2 protein-coding genes are annotated in these 16,088 nt (G+C 76.1%); both read right to left on the bottom strand.

Annotated elements, in window-relative coordinates:
* Positions 1-67: 67 nt before the first annotated feature.
* Positions 68-10,570, bottom strand: coding sequence for a type I polyketide synthase (locus tag GA0070623_RS00375; RefSeq protein WP_089003841.1), 10,503 nt, complete (start codon positions 10,568-10,570; stop codon positions 68-70).
* Between the two features lie 53 nt (positions 10,571-10,623).
* Positions 10,624-16,005: a beta-ketoacyl synthase N-terminal-like domain-containing protein gene (locus tag GA0070623_RS00370; protein ID WP_456320059.1), complete on the bottom strand. Its 5,382-nt coding sequence runs from the start codon at positions 16,003-16,005 to the stop codon at positions 10,624-10,626.
* Between the last annotated feature and the right edge of the window lie 83 nt (positions 16,006-16,088).

Raw genomic sequence — 16,088 nt, 5'->3', positions numbered from 1 at the left:
CCCGGTCGCTCCCGGGCAGCCGATCCGTCGCAGATAGCCGTCCACGTCGAACACGTCGTCACCTCTCTCAGACGGAGATCGCCGCCGGGGCGTCCGCCCGGTCGCCGTACATCAGCTCGTTCAGGTGGGCGGCGATCCGCTCCGGTGTCGGGTGGGTGAAGACGAGATTGGCGGCGATCCTGTGGTGGGTCAGGTCGCGCAACCTGTTCCGCAGCTCGATGGCGGTGAGCGAGTCGAAACCGACCTCGAACAGCCCCTGGTCCGCCTCGACGTGGTGGCCCGCCCGGTAGCCCAGGACCGCGGCCACCTGCGTCCGTACCAGATCGAGCAGGACCCCGGCCCGCTCGCCGGCCGGCAGCCCGGCCAGCCGCTCGGAGAGCTGCCCGGCCTCGTCGCCGGCCGCGACCCGCGCCTGCTGCCGGCCCGCCCGCACCAGCCCACGCAGCAGGTGCGGCACCGCGCCGCCGGCCGCCGCGTCGGCGCGGACGCCGCGCAGGTCCAGCTTCGCGGGCACCAGCGACGGCCGCCCCGACCCGAGGGCGGCGTCGAAGAGCTCCATCCCCTCCTGCGGGGTCAGCGCCAGCAGCCCGCCACGCCGGGTCATCCGGGACCTGGCGAGCTCGTCGGTGCCCGCCGCCATGCCGCCGGTGGACTGGTCCCACAGGCCCCAGGCCAGCGACAACCCCGGCAGACCCAGCGACCGGCGCTGCGCCATCAACCCGTCCAGGAACGCGTTCGCCGCCGCATAACTGCCACTACCGGCACCCATGAACACCGCCGACACCGACGAGTACACGACGAACGCCGTCAACGGCAGCCCCCGCGTCAACGCGTCCAGGTGCCGCACCGCGTCCACCTTCGGCGCGAACACCTCCGCCAGCCGCTCCGGCGTGATCGTCCCGATCACCCCGGCGTCCGCGACCCCGGCCGTGTGCACCACCGCCGTCGGCGGGTGCTCCGCCAGCAGGGCGGCCACCTGGTCCCGGTCGGCGAGGTCCGCGGCCACCACCACCACCTCGGCACCCTGCCCGGTCAGCTCGGCGACCAGCTCCGCCGCGCCCTCGGCGGCCGGACCCCGCCGGCTGGCCAGCACCAGCCGCCGCACCCCGTGCCGGGCGACCAGGTGCCGGGCCGCCAGCGCGCCCAGCGACCCGGTGCCCCCGGTGACCAGCACCGTCGGATCCGGGCCGAACACCTCCCCGGCGGCCGGCACCTCCCCGGCGGCCCGGGTGAGGCGCGGCACCGACAGCGCCGCGCCGCGCACCGCGACCTGGGGCTCGCCGGAGGCCAGCACCGCACCCCACAGCGCATCCGGCGGCTCCCCGGCGGCCGGGTCGAGGTCGACCAGGACGATCCGGTCGGGGTTCTCCGCCTGGGCGGCCCGCACCAGACCCCACACCGCCGCTCCCGTCGGGTCGGTCACCGCGCCGTCCCCGGCGGGCACCGCGCCCCGGGTGGCGACCACCAACCGCGACTCCTCGAACCCGCCACCGTCGAGCCAGCACTGGACCGCGTCGAGCACCCGGGTGGTCGCCCCCAGCACGTCATCGCCGCCGACCACCTCCAGGACCGCCGCCGCCGGAGCTTCCGTACGCCCCGACAGCACCTCGTCGGCCAGGGTGGCCACCTCCTCCGCGTCCGCGACGGGTAGCCGGGACGGCGTCGAGCCGACCCGCGGCGACGGCAGCCCGACCCACTCCAGCCGGAACATCGAGTCGGCGAGCGCGGTCCCCGCCGCCGCCGCCAACTGGGCCGTGGACACCGGCCGGCCCACCAGCGACTCCATCGTCACCACCAGGCCACCGGCCTCGTCGGCGGCTTCCAGCGCCATCGCGTCCGGCCCGGGGCTGGTCACCCGCACCCGCAGCACCGCCGCGCCGGCCGCGTGCAGGCGCAGCCCGTTCCACGCGAACGGCAGCGACAGCTCCTGGCCACCCGGTGCGTCGGCGGCGACCGCCGCACCGACGAGGGTCGAGTGCAGGGCCGCGTCCAGCAGCGCGGGGTGGATTCCGAACCGGCCCGCCTCCGCACGGTGCTCCTCGGGGAGCGCCACCTCGGCGAAGACCTCGTCCGCCCGCCGCCACACCGCCCGGACGGCCCGGAACGTCGCGCCGTACCCGTAGCCCACCTCGGCGAGCCGGCGGTAGCCGTCGCCGATGTCCAACGGCTCCGCGCCCGGGGGCGGCCAGGCGGTGAAGTCGAAGCCGCCACCGTGCCCCTGCGGCGCGGCCACCGCGAGCACGCCGCTGGCGTGCCGTGTCCAGCCGTCCGCGTCGGCGTCCTCACGCTGGGAGAACACCTCGACGGTACGGGCACCGTCGGGGCCCGGCCCGCCCACGGCGACCTGCACGCGGACCGCGCCCTGCCGGGGCACCACGAGCGGCGCCTCGATCACCAACTCGTCGAGCACCGAACAGCCGGCCTCGTCCCCGGCACGGACCGCCAGCTCGACCAGCCCGGCCCCGGGAACCACCACCACGTCCCGGACGGCGTGGTCGGCCAGCCAGGGGTGCGAACCCAGCGAGAGGCGTGCGGTGACCACCAGGCCGTCGGACTGCGGCAGCCGGACGACCGCGCCGAGCATCGGATGGTCGGCGCCGGCCAGCCCCAGGGAGGTGGCGTCGGTGGCGGCCCCGCTGGCGTGCAGCCAGTAGTGCTGGTGGTCGAAGGCGTATGTCGGCAGGTCGACCCGGGCGGCCGGGACGGGCAGCACGGCGCTCCAGTCCACCGGGACGCCGCGGACGGACAACTCCGCCATCGAGGTGAGCAGCCGCCGCTGCCCGCCCTCGCCACGCCGCAACGACCCGACCACCACCGCATCGACGTCGTCGGTGCTCTCGGCGATCGGCTGGACCAGCACCGGGTGCGCGCTGACCTCCACGAAGACCCGGTGCCCCCGGTCGACCAGCTCGGTCACCGCGGCACCGAAACCCACCTGGTGGCGCAGGTTGCGGAACCAGTAGCCGCCGTCGACGACCCCGGCCCCGGAGACCCACTCACCGGTCACCGTGGACAGGAACGGCACCACCGGCGCCTGCGCGCGGATCCCCGCCAACGCCTCGGCGAGGGTGTCCCGGATGCGTTCCACCTGGCGGCTGTGCGAGGCGTAGTCCACCGCGATCCGGCGCACCCGCACGCCGTCGGCGGCGAACGCGTCGAGCGCCTCGTCGAGCGCCCCGGCCTCACCGGCGACCACCACCGAGCCCGGGCCGTTGACCGCGGCCACCTCGACCCGGCCGTCCCACGGCGCGAGCCGGGCGGTCAGCTCGTCCGCCCCCAGGGAGACCGAGGCCATGCCGCCGCGACCGGAGAGGCCCGTGGCGATGGCCTGGCTGCGCAGCGCCACCACCCGGGCCGCGTCCTCCAGGGTCAGCGCGCCCGCCACGCAGGCCGCCGCGATCTCACCCTGCGAGTGACCCACCACCGCATCCGGCACCACACCCACCGACGACCACACCGCCGCCAACCCCACCATCACCGCGAAACTCGCCGGCTGGAGCACGTCCACCCGCTCCATCAGCGCCGGGTCGCACTCCCCCCGCAACACCTCCGGCAGCGACCAGTCGACCCACCGCCGCAACGCCGACGCGCACTCGGCGATCCGCTCGGCGAACACCGGCGACGAGTCCAGCAGCTCCCGCCCCATGCCCATCCACTGCGCGCCCTGGCCGGGGAAGACCCAGACCAGCTTCCCCGGAACACCCGAGGCCGGCACCCGGCCCACCACCACGTCGGGGGCGCTGCCGCCGTCCGCCAGCGCCCGCAGACCGGCGAGGGCCTCCTCGGTGGACCCCGCCACCACCACGGCCCGCTCCCCGAACACGGCCCGCCCGGACACCAACGCCCGCGCCACCGCCGCCAACGGGACACCGGCGGCGTCCTCGACCATGGTGGCCAACCGGCGGGCCTGCCCGGCCAGCGAGCCGGCGCTGCGCGCCGACAGCACCAACGGCAGCGGCCCGTCCGGCGTCGCCGCTGGCACCGGGACGGCCGGTCCGGACGGCGCGGCGGGTACCGCCGGTTCGGCCGGTGCCTCCTCGATGATCAGGTGCGCGTTCGTCCCGCTGATCCCGAACGACGACACCCCCGCCCGGCGCGGACGCCCCTCACGCGGCCACTCCCGGGGCCGGGTCAGCAGCTCCACCCCGCCCCCGGACCAGTCCACCTGCGAGGTGGGGGCGTCCACGTGCAACGTCGGCGGGATCACCCCGTGCCGCAGCGCCTGCACCATCTTGATCACCCCGGCGACGCCCGCCGCCGACTGCGCGTGACCGATGTTCGACTTGATCGACCCCAGCCACAGCGGCCGGTCCGGCGACCGGTCCCGCCCGTACGTGGTCAGCAGAGCCTGCACCTCGATCGGATCCCCCAGCGGCGTCCCGGTCCCGTGCCCCTCCACGACGTCCACGTCCGCCGGATCGAGACCCGCACTGGCCAGCGCCCGGCGGATCACCCGCTGCTGCGACGGCCCGTTCGGCGCGGTCAGCCCGTTGGACGCGCCGTCCTGGTTGACCGCGCTGCCCCGCAACACCGCCAGCACCCGGTGACCGCGCTCCCGGGCCACCGACAGCCGCTCCAGCACCACCACACCGGCGCCCTCGGCCCAGCCGGTGCCGTCCGCGCCGTCCGCGTACGACTTGCACCGGCCGTCCCCGGCCAGGCCCCGCTGGCGGGAGAACGCCACGAAGGTGCCCGGCGTCGCCATCACCGTCGCCCCACCCGCCAGCGCCATCGAACACTCGCCCTGGCGCAGCGCCTGCGCGCCCAGATGCATGGCCACCAGCGAGGAGGAGCACGCCGTGTCGATGGTGACCGCCGGCCCCTCGAACCCGAACACGTACGACACCCGGCCGGACGCCACACTGGCCGCCCCCGCCGTGCTCGCGAAGCCCTCCAGCTCGGGCGCGGACACCCCCATCCCGTAGCCCTGGGCGGAGATGCCGGTGAAGACACCGACGTCGCCGCCCCGCAACGAGGTCGGATCGACACCCACGCCCTCCAGCGCCTCCCACGACACCTCCAGCAGCAGCCGCTGCTGCGGATCCATGGCCAGCGCCTCCCGCGGCGAGATCCCGAAGAACCCGGCGTCGAACAGGCCGGCGTCGGCGAGGAAACCGCCCCGGCTGGTGGTGGAGGTGCCCCGGTTGTCGGGATCCGGGTCGAACAGGTCCGTCAGGTCCCAGCCCCGGTCGGTGGGGAAGGGCGACACCCCCTCCCGACCGTCGCGCACCAGCCGCCACAGGTCGTCCGGGTTGGACACCCCGCCCGGCAGCCGGCAGGCCATGCCCACGATCGCGATCGGCTCGTCCGGGTCCGCCACGGTGGCGACCCGGGTGGGGGCGACAGCCACCCGCTCGCCCAGCACCTCGTGCAGGTAGCGGGCGAGGGCGACCGGGTTCGGGTAGTCGAACACCAGGGTCGCCGGCAGCTTCAGCCCGGTCGCCTCGCGCAGCCGGTTGCGCAGCTCCACCGAGGTCAACGAGTCGAAGCCGGCGTCCTTGAACGCGGTGTCCGGGCGTACCGCGTCCGCGCCGGCGTGCCCGAGCACGAACGCGACCTGGCCGCGTACCAGGTGCAGCAGCAGCGCCTCCTGCGCCGCCGGGTCGAGACCGGCCAGCCGGCCCACCAGGTCCTGGTCCCCGGCCGACGCCGCCCGCGCCTGCTGGCGGCTCGGCCGGACCAGGCCACGCAGCAGATACGGCACCGTCGCCCGGCTCGCCCGCAGGTCCAGCTTGACCGGCACCAGCAGCGCCAGGTCGGCGCGGACGGCGGCGTCGAACAGGGCCATGCCCTCGGCGGGCGTGATCGCCAGGACCCCGCCCCGGCTGGCCCGGGCCTGGTCGGCGTCGCCCAGGTGGGCGGTCATCCCGTCGGTCTGCTCCCACAGGCCCCACGCCAGCGACACCCCCGGCAGGCCGGCGGCCCGACGCCGGGCGACCGCCGCGTCCAGGAAGGCGTTCGCCGCCGCGTAGTTGCCCTGCCCGGCGGAGCCGAACACCCCGGACGCGGACGAGAACACCACGAACGCGTCGAGGTCGAGGTCCCGGGTCAGCTCGTCGAGGTGCCGGACCGCGTCCACCTTGGGGGCGAACACGGTCGCCAACCGTTCGGCGGTCAGCGCCTGAAGCACGCCGTCGTCCAGCACGCCCGCGGTGTGCACCACCGCCGTCGGCCGGTGCGCGGCCAGCAGCGTCGCCACCTGCCCCCGCTCCGACACGTCGCAGGCGACGACCGACACCTCCGCACCCTGCCCGGTCAGCTCGGCGACCAGCTCCCCGGCACCGTCGGCGGCCGGACCCCGCCGGCTGACCAGAACCAGCCGTCGTACCCCGTGCCGGGCCACCAGATGCCGCGCGACCAGCGCGCCCAACGACCCGGTGCCGCCGGTGACCAGGACCGGCCCCGCCCCGCCGAACCCGGCCTGGGTGGCGTCGGGCTCCGCGACCCGGGCCAGCCGGGGCGCCGAGAGCACGGTGCCCCGCACCGCGACCTGCGGTTCCCCCGATGCCAGCACCGGCCCCAGCGCCGGCCCGACGGCGCCGTCGGCGTCGAGGTCCAGCAGCACGATCCGGTCCGGATTCTCGGCCTGCGCCGACCGCGCCAGCCCCCAGACCGCCGCCGCGGCGGCGTCGGCCACCCCGCCGTCACCGGCGGGCACCGCGCCCCGGGTCACCACCACCAGCCGCGCGTCCTGCGGGCCGCTGTCGAGCCACACCTGGAGGACGTCCAGCGCCCGCGCGGTCACCGCCAGCGGGTCGTCCGCGCCGACCGCCTCGAACACCGCCACCGCGGGCGGATCGTCGGTCAGCGCGGCCACGTCGTCGACGGTCGCCACCGCCACCCAGGACGGCTCGGGCTCCCCGGCGACCACCGGCAGCCCGGTCCACTCCACCCGGAAAAGGGCGTCGCGGGTGCCGGTCGTGTCCCGCTCGTCGACGGCGACCGGCCGGGACACCAGCGAGTCCACCGACACCACCGGGGCGCCGGTGGGGTCCGCCGCCTCCACCGTGATGGCCCCCGGGCCGGCGGGGGCGATCCGCACCCGCAGCGCCGACGCACCGGCGGCGTGCAGCACCATCCCGTTCCAGGCGAACGGCAGCACCGGCGGGCCGGTCTCCTCGGCCGCCGCGGTACCGAGCATGCCGGCGTGCAGGGCGGAGTCCAGCAACCCGGGATGGATGCCGAAGCCGGCCGGCGCGGCGCCCGCCTCCACCGGGAGCGCGACCTCGGCGAACACCTCGTCACCTCGCCGCCACACCGACCGCAGCCCCTGGAACGACGGGCCGTACGCGTAGCCCCGCTCGGCCAGGTCGGCGTAGAGACCGGCCGCCTCGACCGGCTGCGCGCCCGGCGGCGGCCAGGCGCTGAAGTCGAACCCGGAGCCCCGCGCCGCCGGCCCGTCCGACAGCAGGCCGGTGGCGTGCCGGGTCCACTCGTCCGCGTCGTCGTCGCGCAGCGAGTACACGTCCACCGAGCGGGTGCCGTTATCCCCGGCGGCTCCGACGGCCACCAGCACCCGCACCCCGCCACGCTCCGGGACGAGCATCGGCGTGGAGATGACGAGTTCGTCGAGCACCCCGCAGCCGACCTCGTCGCCCGCCCGGACCGCCAACTCGACCAGCCCGGTCCCGGCCACCAGCACCCGGCCGCCGATCGCGTGGTCGGCCAGCCACGGATGCGACCGCAGCGACAGCAGCGAGGTGAAGACCAGCCCGTCGGACTGCGGCAGGCGCACCACCGCGCCCAGCAGCGGATGGTCGACGGCGGACTGCCCCAGCGACGTCGCGTCCGCCCCGGACCCGCCCGGCGGCAGCCAGTAGTTCCGCCGGTCGAAGGCGTACGTCGGCAGGTCGACGTGCCCCGCCACCGGCGGCAGCAGCGGGGTCCAGTCGACCGGGACACCCCGGACGAACAACTCGGCCAGCGCGGTCAGCAGCGTCCGGTCCTCCGGGCGGCCGTCGCGCAGCGCCGGGACGCACCTGACCTCGGCGTCCAGCGCGGCGGCGGTCTCCGCGACCATCGCGGTCAGCGCCGCGCCCGGCCCGAGCTCCACGAACAGGTCCCCGCCCTGCGCCACCGCGGCGGCGATCCCGTCGGCGAACCGGACCGGCCGGCGGACGTGCGCCGCCCAGTACCCCGGGTCGGCGAGCTCGCCCGGCTCCGCGAGCCGGCCGGTCACGTTCGACACCACCGGGATGGTCGGCGGACGCCACGACACCCCGGCCAGCGCCGCGGCGAACCCGGCCAGCATCGGTTCCATCTGGTGCGCGTGGAAGGCGTGCGAGACCACCAGCTGCTTCGCCTTGTGGCCCCGCTCGCGCAGCCGGTCCGCCGCCGCGAGGGTGGCGTCGTGGTCGCCGGAGAGCACCACGGAGGACGGGCCGTTGACCGCGGCGAGCTCCACCCGGGCGTCGAGCAGGTCGGCGACCTCGGCCTCACCGGCGGCCACCGCGACCATCGCCCCGTCCGGCGGCAGCGCCTGCATGAGCCGGCCGCGCGCCGCGACCACCCGGGCCGCGTCGGCCAGCGACAGCACCCCGGCGGCGTACGCGGCGGTGATCTCGCCGATCGAGTGCCCGATCACCAGGTCCGGCCGCACCCCCCACGACTCCACCAGCCGGAACAGCGCGCTCTCCACCGCGAACAGGCCGGCCTGGGTGAACACCGTCTGGTTCAGCAGGTCACCGCTGCGCGGCAGCCGGCCCAGCACCACCTCGCGCACCGGGTGGTCGGTCCAACCGGCCAGTTCGGCGTCCAGGTGCGCGCAGACCTCGTCCAGCGCCTGCGCGAAGACCGGGTACCGGTCGTACAGCTCGCCGCCCATGCCGGCCCGCTGCGAGCCCTGACCCGGGAAGACCAGCACGACCCTGCCGGCCGGACCCGAGCCGGTGACCACCTCGGGAACGGCCTCGCCGCCGGCCAGCGCAGCCAGCCCGACCACCGCCTGACCGGTCGTCTCCGCCACCACCACGGCGCGTTCGGCCAGCACCGCCCGTTCGGTCAGCACCGCCCCCGCCACCCGGGCCAGCGGCAGCGTGGTGCCGGTGAGGAAGGAGGCCAGCCGGCCCGCCTGCGCCGCCAGCGAGGCGGCGCTGTGGGCCGACACCACCAGCGGCACCGGCCCGGCGGGCTGCGCCGGCACGGCGTCGGTCGCCGGAGCCGGCACGGCGTCGGTCGCCGGAGCCGGCACGGCGTCGGTCGCCGGAGCCTCCTCGAGGATCACGTGCGCGTTGGTCCCGCTGATCCCGAAGGCGGAGACCCCGGCCCGACGCGGGTGGCCGTCGCGCGGCCACTCGCGTACCCCGGTCAGCAGTTCGACGGCGCCCGCCGACCAGTCGACCTGCGGGGTCGGCTCGTCCACGTGCAGCGTGGGCGGCAGCACCCCGTGCCGCAGCGCCTGCACCATCTTGATCACCCCGGCCACGCCCGCCGCCGCCTGGGTGTGGCCGATGTTGGACTTGATCGAGCCGAGCCACAGCGGGCGGCCCGGCCGGCGGCCCTGACCGTAGGTCGCGATGAGCGCCTGCGCCTCGATCGGGTCACCCAGCGCGGTCCCCGTGCCGTGCGCCTCCACGGCGTCCACCTCGGCCGGGGTCAGCCCGGCCCCGGCCAGCGCCTTGCGGATCACCCGCTGCTGCGACGGGCCGTTCGGCGCGGTCAACCCGTTGGACGCGCCGTCCTGGTTCACCGCGCTGCCGCGCAGCACCGCCAGCACCCGGTGCCCGCGCTCCCGGGCCACCGACAGCCGCTCCAGCACCAGCACGCCGACGCCCTCGGACCAGCCGGTGCCGTCCGCGGCGGCGGCGAACGCCTTGCTCCGGCCGTCGGCGGCGAGCACCCGCTGCCGGGAGAACGCCACGAACGTGCCCGGGGTCGGCATCACCGTCGCGCCACCGGCCAACGCCATCGAGCACTCCCCCAGCCGCAGCGACTGCGCGGCCAGGTGGATCGCCACCAGCGACGACGAACAGGCGGTGTCGATGGTGACCGCCGGCCCCTCGAACCCGAAGGTGTACGACACCCGGCCGGACGCCACGCTCGACGCCGACCCGGTGCCGGCGAAGGCCTCCAGCTCCGGCGTGATCGACCCGGCTCCGTAGCCCTGGGTGAACACCCCGGAGAACACCCCGACGTCGGTGCCGTGCATCGACGTCGGGTCGACCCCGGCGTCCTCCAGCGCCTCCCACGACGTCTCCAGCAGCAGCCGGTGCTGCGGATCCATCGCCAGCGCCTCCCGCGGGGAGATCCCGAACAGGCCCGCGTCGAACTGCCCCGCGCCCGTCAGGAAGCCACCCTGGCTGGTGTACGAGGTGCCGGGAGCGTCCGGATCCGGGTCGAACAGCCCCTCCAGGGGCCAGCCCCGGTCCTCGGGGAAGTCGGAGAGGGCGTCCACCCCGTCGACGACCAGCCGCCACAGGTCCTCCGGCGAGGCCACGCCACCCGGGAACCGGCACGCCATGCCCACCACGGCCAACGGCTCGTCGGCGTGCCCCGAACCCCGCTGCCGCAGGGTGTGCAGCTCGGCCGTGACGCGCTTGAGGTACTGGAGGAGTTTCTCGTCGGTGGCCATTCTCGTCATGTCCTCACGAAGGTGTCGATGGGGTCCGGCGTCGCGCACCGAGGTCAGGTGAGTCCGAGTTCCGCGTCGATGAAGTCGAGGACGTCGTCGGCGCTGGCGGATTCGAGCTGCTCCGCCACCGAGGCGGCCCCGCCCTGCTCGCGCACCCCGGCGAACCTGGCGACCAGGCCCTGGAGGCGGAGGGTGAGCGCGGAGCGGGCGGACTCGTCGAGCGCCAGGTCGCCGATCAGCGACTCGACCTCCTCGATCCGGGTGGTGACCTGGGTCAGCGCGTCACCGCCGGTGCCCAGCTCGTCGCGCAGGTGCCGGGCCAGGGCGGCCGGGGTGGGATAGTCGAAGGCCATCGTGGCCGGCAGCTTCAGGCCGGTCGCCTCGCGCAGCCGGTTGCGCAGCTCCACCGAGGTCAGCGAGTCGAAGCCGGCGTCCTTGAACGCGCCGTCCGCCCGGACGGCCGCCGCACCGGAGTAGCCGAGCACCACCGCCACCTGTGCCCGCACCAGATCGAGCAGCAGCGCCTCCTGCTCCGCCGGGGAGCGTCCGGCGAGCCGCTGGGCCAACCCGCCGTCGCCGCCGGCCGCGCGCCGCGCCTGCTGCCGGGCGGGCTTCACCAGGACACGCAGCAGGTGGGGCACCACACCGCCGGCGCGCAACTGCCGTAGGTCGAGCTTGACCGGCACCAGCAGCGCCGGCCCGGCGGCCAGCGCGGCGTCGAACAGGTCGACGCCCTCCGCTGCGGTGATCGGCCGTACGCCGCCCCGGCTCATCCGGGCCTGGTCCGCCCCGCCGAGGTGCGCGGTCATGCCGGTGGCCTGCTCCCACAGGCCCCACGCCAGCGACACCCCGGGCAGGCCGGCGGCCCGGCGGTTCGCCATCGCGGCGTCCAGGAAGGCGTTCGCCGCCGCGTAGTTGCCCTGGCCGGGGGAGCCGAACACCCCCGAACCGGAGGAGAAGACCACGAACGCGTCGAGGTCCAGGTCCCGGGTCAGCTCGTCGAGATGCCGTACGGCGTCCACCTTGGGGGCGAACACCCGGGCCAGCCGCTGCGGGGTCAACGCCTCGATCACCCCGTCGTCCAGCACCCCCGCCGTGTGCACCACCCCGGTCGGGCGGTGTCGCGCCAGCAGGGCCGCCACGTCGTCGCGGCGGGACAGGTCACCGGCGACCACCGACACCTCGGCGCCCTGCCCGGTCAGCTCGGCGACCAGGTCGGCCATGCCCTCGGCGTCCGGTCCGCGCCGGCTGGCCAGCACCAGCCGTCGGACGCCGTGCCGGTACACCAGGTGCCGGGCCGTCAACACCCCGAGCACACCCGCGCCGGACACCAGCACCGTCGCGTCCGGACCGAATCCGGCGGGGGTCTCCGGCACGGGCGCGTCGACCCGGGCCAGGCGCGGGACGAAGAGCGCCCCCGCGCGGACGGCGACCTCCGGCTCCCCGCTGGCCAGCACCGCGCCCAGCACCTCGTCCACGGCGCCGTCGGCGTCCGGGTCGAGCAGGACGATCCGCTCCGGGTTCTCCGCCTGCGCGGAACGCACCAGGCCCCACACCGCCGCCGCGCCCGGATCGACCACCGCCCCGTCGCCGACCGGTGCCGCCCCCCGCACCACCACCAGCAGCCGCGGCTGCTCCGCGCGGGCGAGCCGTCCCTGGAGCGCGGCCAACGCCCCCGTGGTCACGGCCAGGGCGTCGGCACCGCCGGCCACCTCCAGCACCTCGACGTCGGGTCGGGGCCCGGCCGGCTCCGTCGTGGCGGGCAGCCGGGTCCACTCCACCCGGAACAACGCGTCCCGCGTCGGCGTCGCGGCGGCCGGCCCCGCGACGGGGACCGGCCGGAAGGCCACCGACCCGACCGTCAGCACCGGGCTGCCGGTCCCGTCGGCCGCCGCCAGCGAGACGACGCCGTCCGCGCCGGGCACCAGCCGGACCCGCAGTGCCGGGGCACCGGCCGCGTGCAGGGCCAGCCCGGTCCAGTCCGCCGGCAGCCACGGCCCGTCCGACCCGTCCCCCGTGGTGGGCGGGGCCGTGTGCAGGGCCGCGTCCAGCAGCGCCGGATGGATCCCGAAACCGTCGGCGCCCGTACCCACGTCGTCCGGTAGGGCGACCTCGGCGAACACCTCGTCGCCGCGCTCCCACACCGCGCGCAGCCCCTGGAACGCGGGGCCGTAGGCGTACCCCCGGGCGGCCAGCTCGGCGTAGCGGTCGGCCGGGTCGACCTGCTGGGCACCGGCCGGCGGCCACGCCGTGAAGTCGAACCCCGGGTCCGGTGGCGATCCGGCGGAGAGCGTGCCCCGGGCGTGCCGGGTCCAGCCGTCGTCCACCCCGTCGGGCAGCGCGTGCACCTCGACCGTGCGGGTGCCGTCGTCCGCCGGCCCGCCCACCGTCACCTGCACCCGGACCCCGCCCTCCTCGGGCAGCACCAGCGGCGCTTCGGTCACCAGCCGGTCGAGCGTCGGGCAGCCCACCTCGTCGCCGGCCCGCACCGCGAACTCCACCAACGCGCTGCCGGGCAGCACCGGCACCCCGTCCACGCCGTGGTCGGCGAGCCAGGGGTGGGCGCGCAGCGACAGCCACGCGGTGAACACCCGGCCGTCGGACCCGGGCAGCGCGACGGTCGCCCCGAGCAGCGGATGCTCCGTCGGCCACTGGCCGAGCGACGCCGCGTCGGTCGCGGCCTCCTCGGAACGGAGCCAGAAGTGTTCGTGGTCGAAGGCGTAGGTCGGCAGGTCGAGGTGCCCGGTGGCGGGGGGCAGGATGCCGTGCCAGTCGACCGGGACACCGTGGACGAACACCTCGGCCATGGAGGTCAGCAACCGGCGCGGGCCGCCGTCGTCACGACGCAGCGTCCCGGTCACCACGACGTCGGCGTCGTCGACGGTCTCGCTGATCGGCTGGACCAGCACCGGGTGGGCGCTCACCTCGACGAACACCCGGTACCCCTGCTCTACCAGGTCGGCCACCGCCGGCCCGAACCCCACCTGCCGGCGCAGGTTCTCGTACCAGTAGCCACCGTCCACCACCCCGGCGTCGCGGATCCAGCTGCCGGTCACCGTCGAGCGGAACGGCACCACCGGGGCCTGGGCGGTGATCGGGGCCAGCGTGTCGGCGAGGGCGTCGCGGATGTCCTCCACGTGCCGGCTGTGCGAGGCGTAGTCCACCGCCACCCGCCGTACCCGGACCTCCTGCCCGGCCAACGCCGCCAGCGCCTCGTCCAACGCCTCGGCGTCCCCGGCGATCACCAGCGACGTGGGGCTGTTCACCGCCGCCACCTCGACCCGGTCCGCCCAGGGCCGCAACCGGTCGAGGGCGTCCTCCTCGGCCAGCGCGACCGAGGCCATCCCACCCCGGCCGGACAGCTTCGCGGCGATGGCCTGGCTGCGCAGCGCCACCACCCGGGCCGCGTCGGCGAGGGAGAGCGCGCCGGCCGCGCAGGCCGCAGCGATCTCGCCCTGCGAGTGGCCGACCACCGCGTCGGGCACCACGCCCACCGAGGTCCACACCGCCGCCAGCCCCAGCATCACCGCGAAGCTGGCCGGCTGAAGCACGTCGACCCGGTCGGCCAGCCCCGGATCGACGTCACCACGCAGCACGTCGACCAGCGACCAGTCGATCCACGGCGTCAGCGCGGCGTCGACCTCGGCGATCCGGGCGGCGAAGACGGGGGACGTGTCGAGCAGCTCCCGGCCCATCCCGACCCACTGGGTTCCCTGCCCGGGGAACACCCACACGACCTTGCCCGCCGACCCCGAACCGGTCAGCACGCCGGTGGCGGTCTCGCCCCGGGCCAGCGCGGCCAACCCGGCGGAGGCCTCCCCGACCGTGCCCGCGACCACCACGGCGCGTTCGTCCCACCGGGTCCGGTCCGTGACCAACGCGCCGGCCACCTCCGCCAGCGGCACCGGGGACGACTCCAGGTACGCCCCGAGCCGGGCGGCCTGCCCGGCCAACGACCCGGCGGTGCGGGCCGTCACCACCAGCGGCACCACCTCCGGGGCCAGCGGCACCACACCCCCGGCCAGCGGCGTCACAGCCGACGCCGGCAGGTCCGCGCCGGACTCCTCGGCCGCCTCCCCGGGTACCTCCTCCGGCGCCTCCTCGATGATCAGGTGGGCGTTGGTCCCGCTGATCCCGAAGGACGACACCCCGGCGCGGCGCGGCCGGTCGCCGCGCGGCCACGGACGGGCCTCGGTCAGCAGCTCCACCGCGCCCGCCGACCAGTCGACCTCGGTGCTCGGCTGCTGCACGTGCAGGGTGGGCGGCAACACGCCGTGCCGCAACGCCTGCACCATCTTGATCACGCCGGCCACCCCGGCCGCCGCCTGGGTGTGCCCGATGTTCGACTTCACCGAGCCCAGCCACAACGGCAGCTGCGGATCCCGGCCCTGGCCGTACGTGGCCAGTAACGCCTGCGCCTCGATCGGATCGCCCAGCACCGTGCCGGTGCCGTGGCCCTCCACCACGTCCACCTCGGACGCCGCCAACCCCGCACTCGCCAACGCCGCCCGGATCACCCGCTGCTGCGACGGACCATTCGGCGCCGTCAACCCGTTCGACGCACCATCCTGATTCACCGCCGAACCCCGCAACACCGCCAACACCCGATGCCCACGCTCCCGCGCCACCGACAACCGCTCCAACAACACCACCCCCACCCCCTCCGCCAACCCCATCCCGTCCGCACCCTCCGCGAACGCCTTGCACCGCCCGTCCGCCGCCAACCCCCGCTGCCGGGAGAAGGACAGGAAGGAACCCGGCTGGGCCATCACCATCGCCCCGCCGGCCAGCGCCGCCGAGCACTCGCCCTGCCGCAGCGCCTGCACGGCCAGGTGCATCGCCACCAGCGACGACGAGCAGCCGGTGTCCACCGTCACCGCCGGCCCCTCGAACCCGAACACGTAGGACACCCGGCCGGTCGCGATGCACGGGGCGGCACCCGTACCGGCGAAGCCCTCCAGCTCCGGTGCGACCGGGCGACCCGAGCCGGCCCCGTAGCCCTGACTGGACAGCCCGGTGAACACCCCGACGTCGCTGCCGCGCCAGGACCACGGGTCGACGCCCGCCCGTTCCATCGCCTCCCAGGAGGTCTCCAGCAGCAGCCGCTGCTGGGGGTCCATCGCCAGCGCCTCCCGCGGTGAGATCCCGAAGAACCCCGCGTCGAACCGGCCCGCGCCGTCGAGGAAACCGCCCCGGCTCGTGTACGACGTGCCCGGCCGGTCCGGATCGGGGTCGAACAGGGCGTCGAGGTCCCAGCCCCGGTCGGTGGGGAAGCCGGCGACCGCGTCGACCCCGTCGGCCACCACCCGCCACAGCTCCTCGGGCGAGGTCACCCCGCCCGGATACCGGCAGGCCATCCCGACGATCGCGATCGGCTCCCGGGCCTGGTCCTCGACCTCGCGCAGCCGCCTGCGGGCGTCGCGGGCGTCACCGATGGCCCTCCTGAGGTAGTCGCGGAGTTGTACCTCGTCAGCCATGGAAAGTCAGCTCCCCGGGATGTCCGTGTGTCCGATTGCCG

The organism is Micromonospora rifamycinica (genome assembly GCF_900090265.1).
GTDB lineage: Bacteria > Actinomycetota > Actinomycetes > Mycobacteriales > Micromonosporaceae > Micromonospora > Micromonospora rifamycinica.
This window is presented reverse-complemented; position numbering and strand designations above follow the sequence as displayed.

What these genes read in the sequence shown, in the direction of transcription:
- GA0070623_RS00375 (WP_089003841.1), bottom strand. Translation starts at nt 10,570, where the DNA reads ATGGCCACCGACGAGAAACTCCTCCAGTACCTCAAGCGCGTCACGGCC.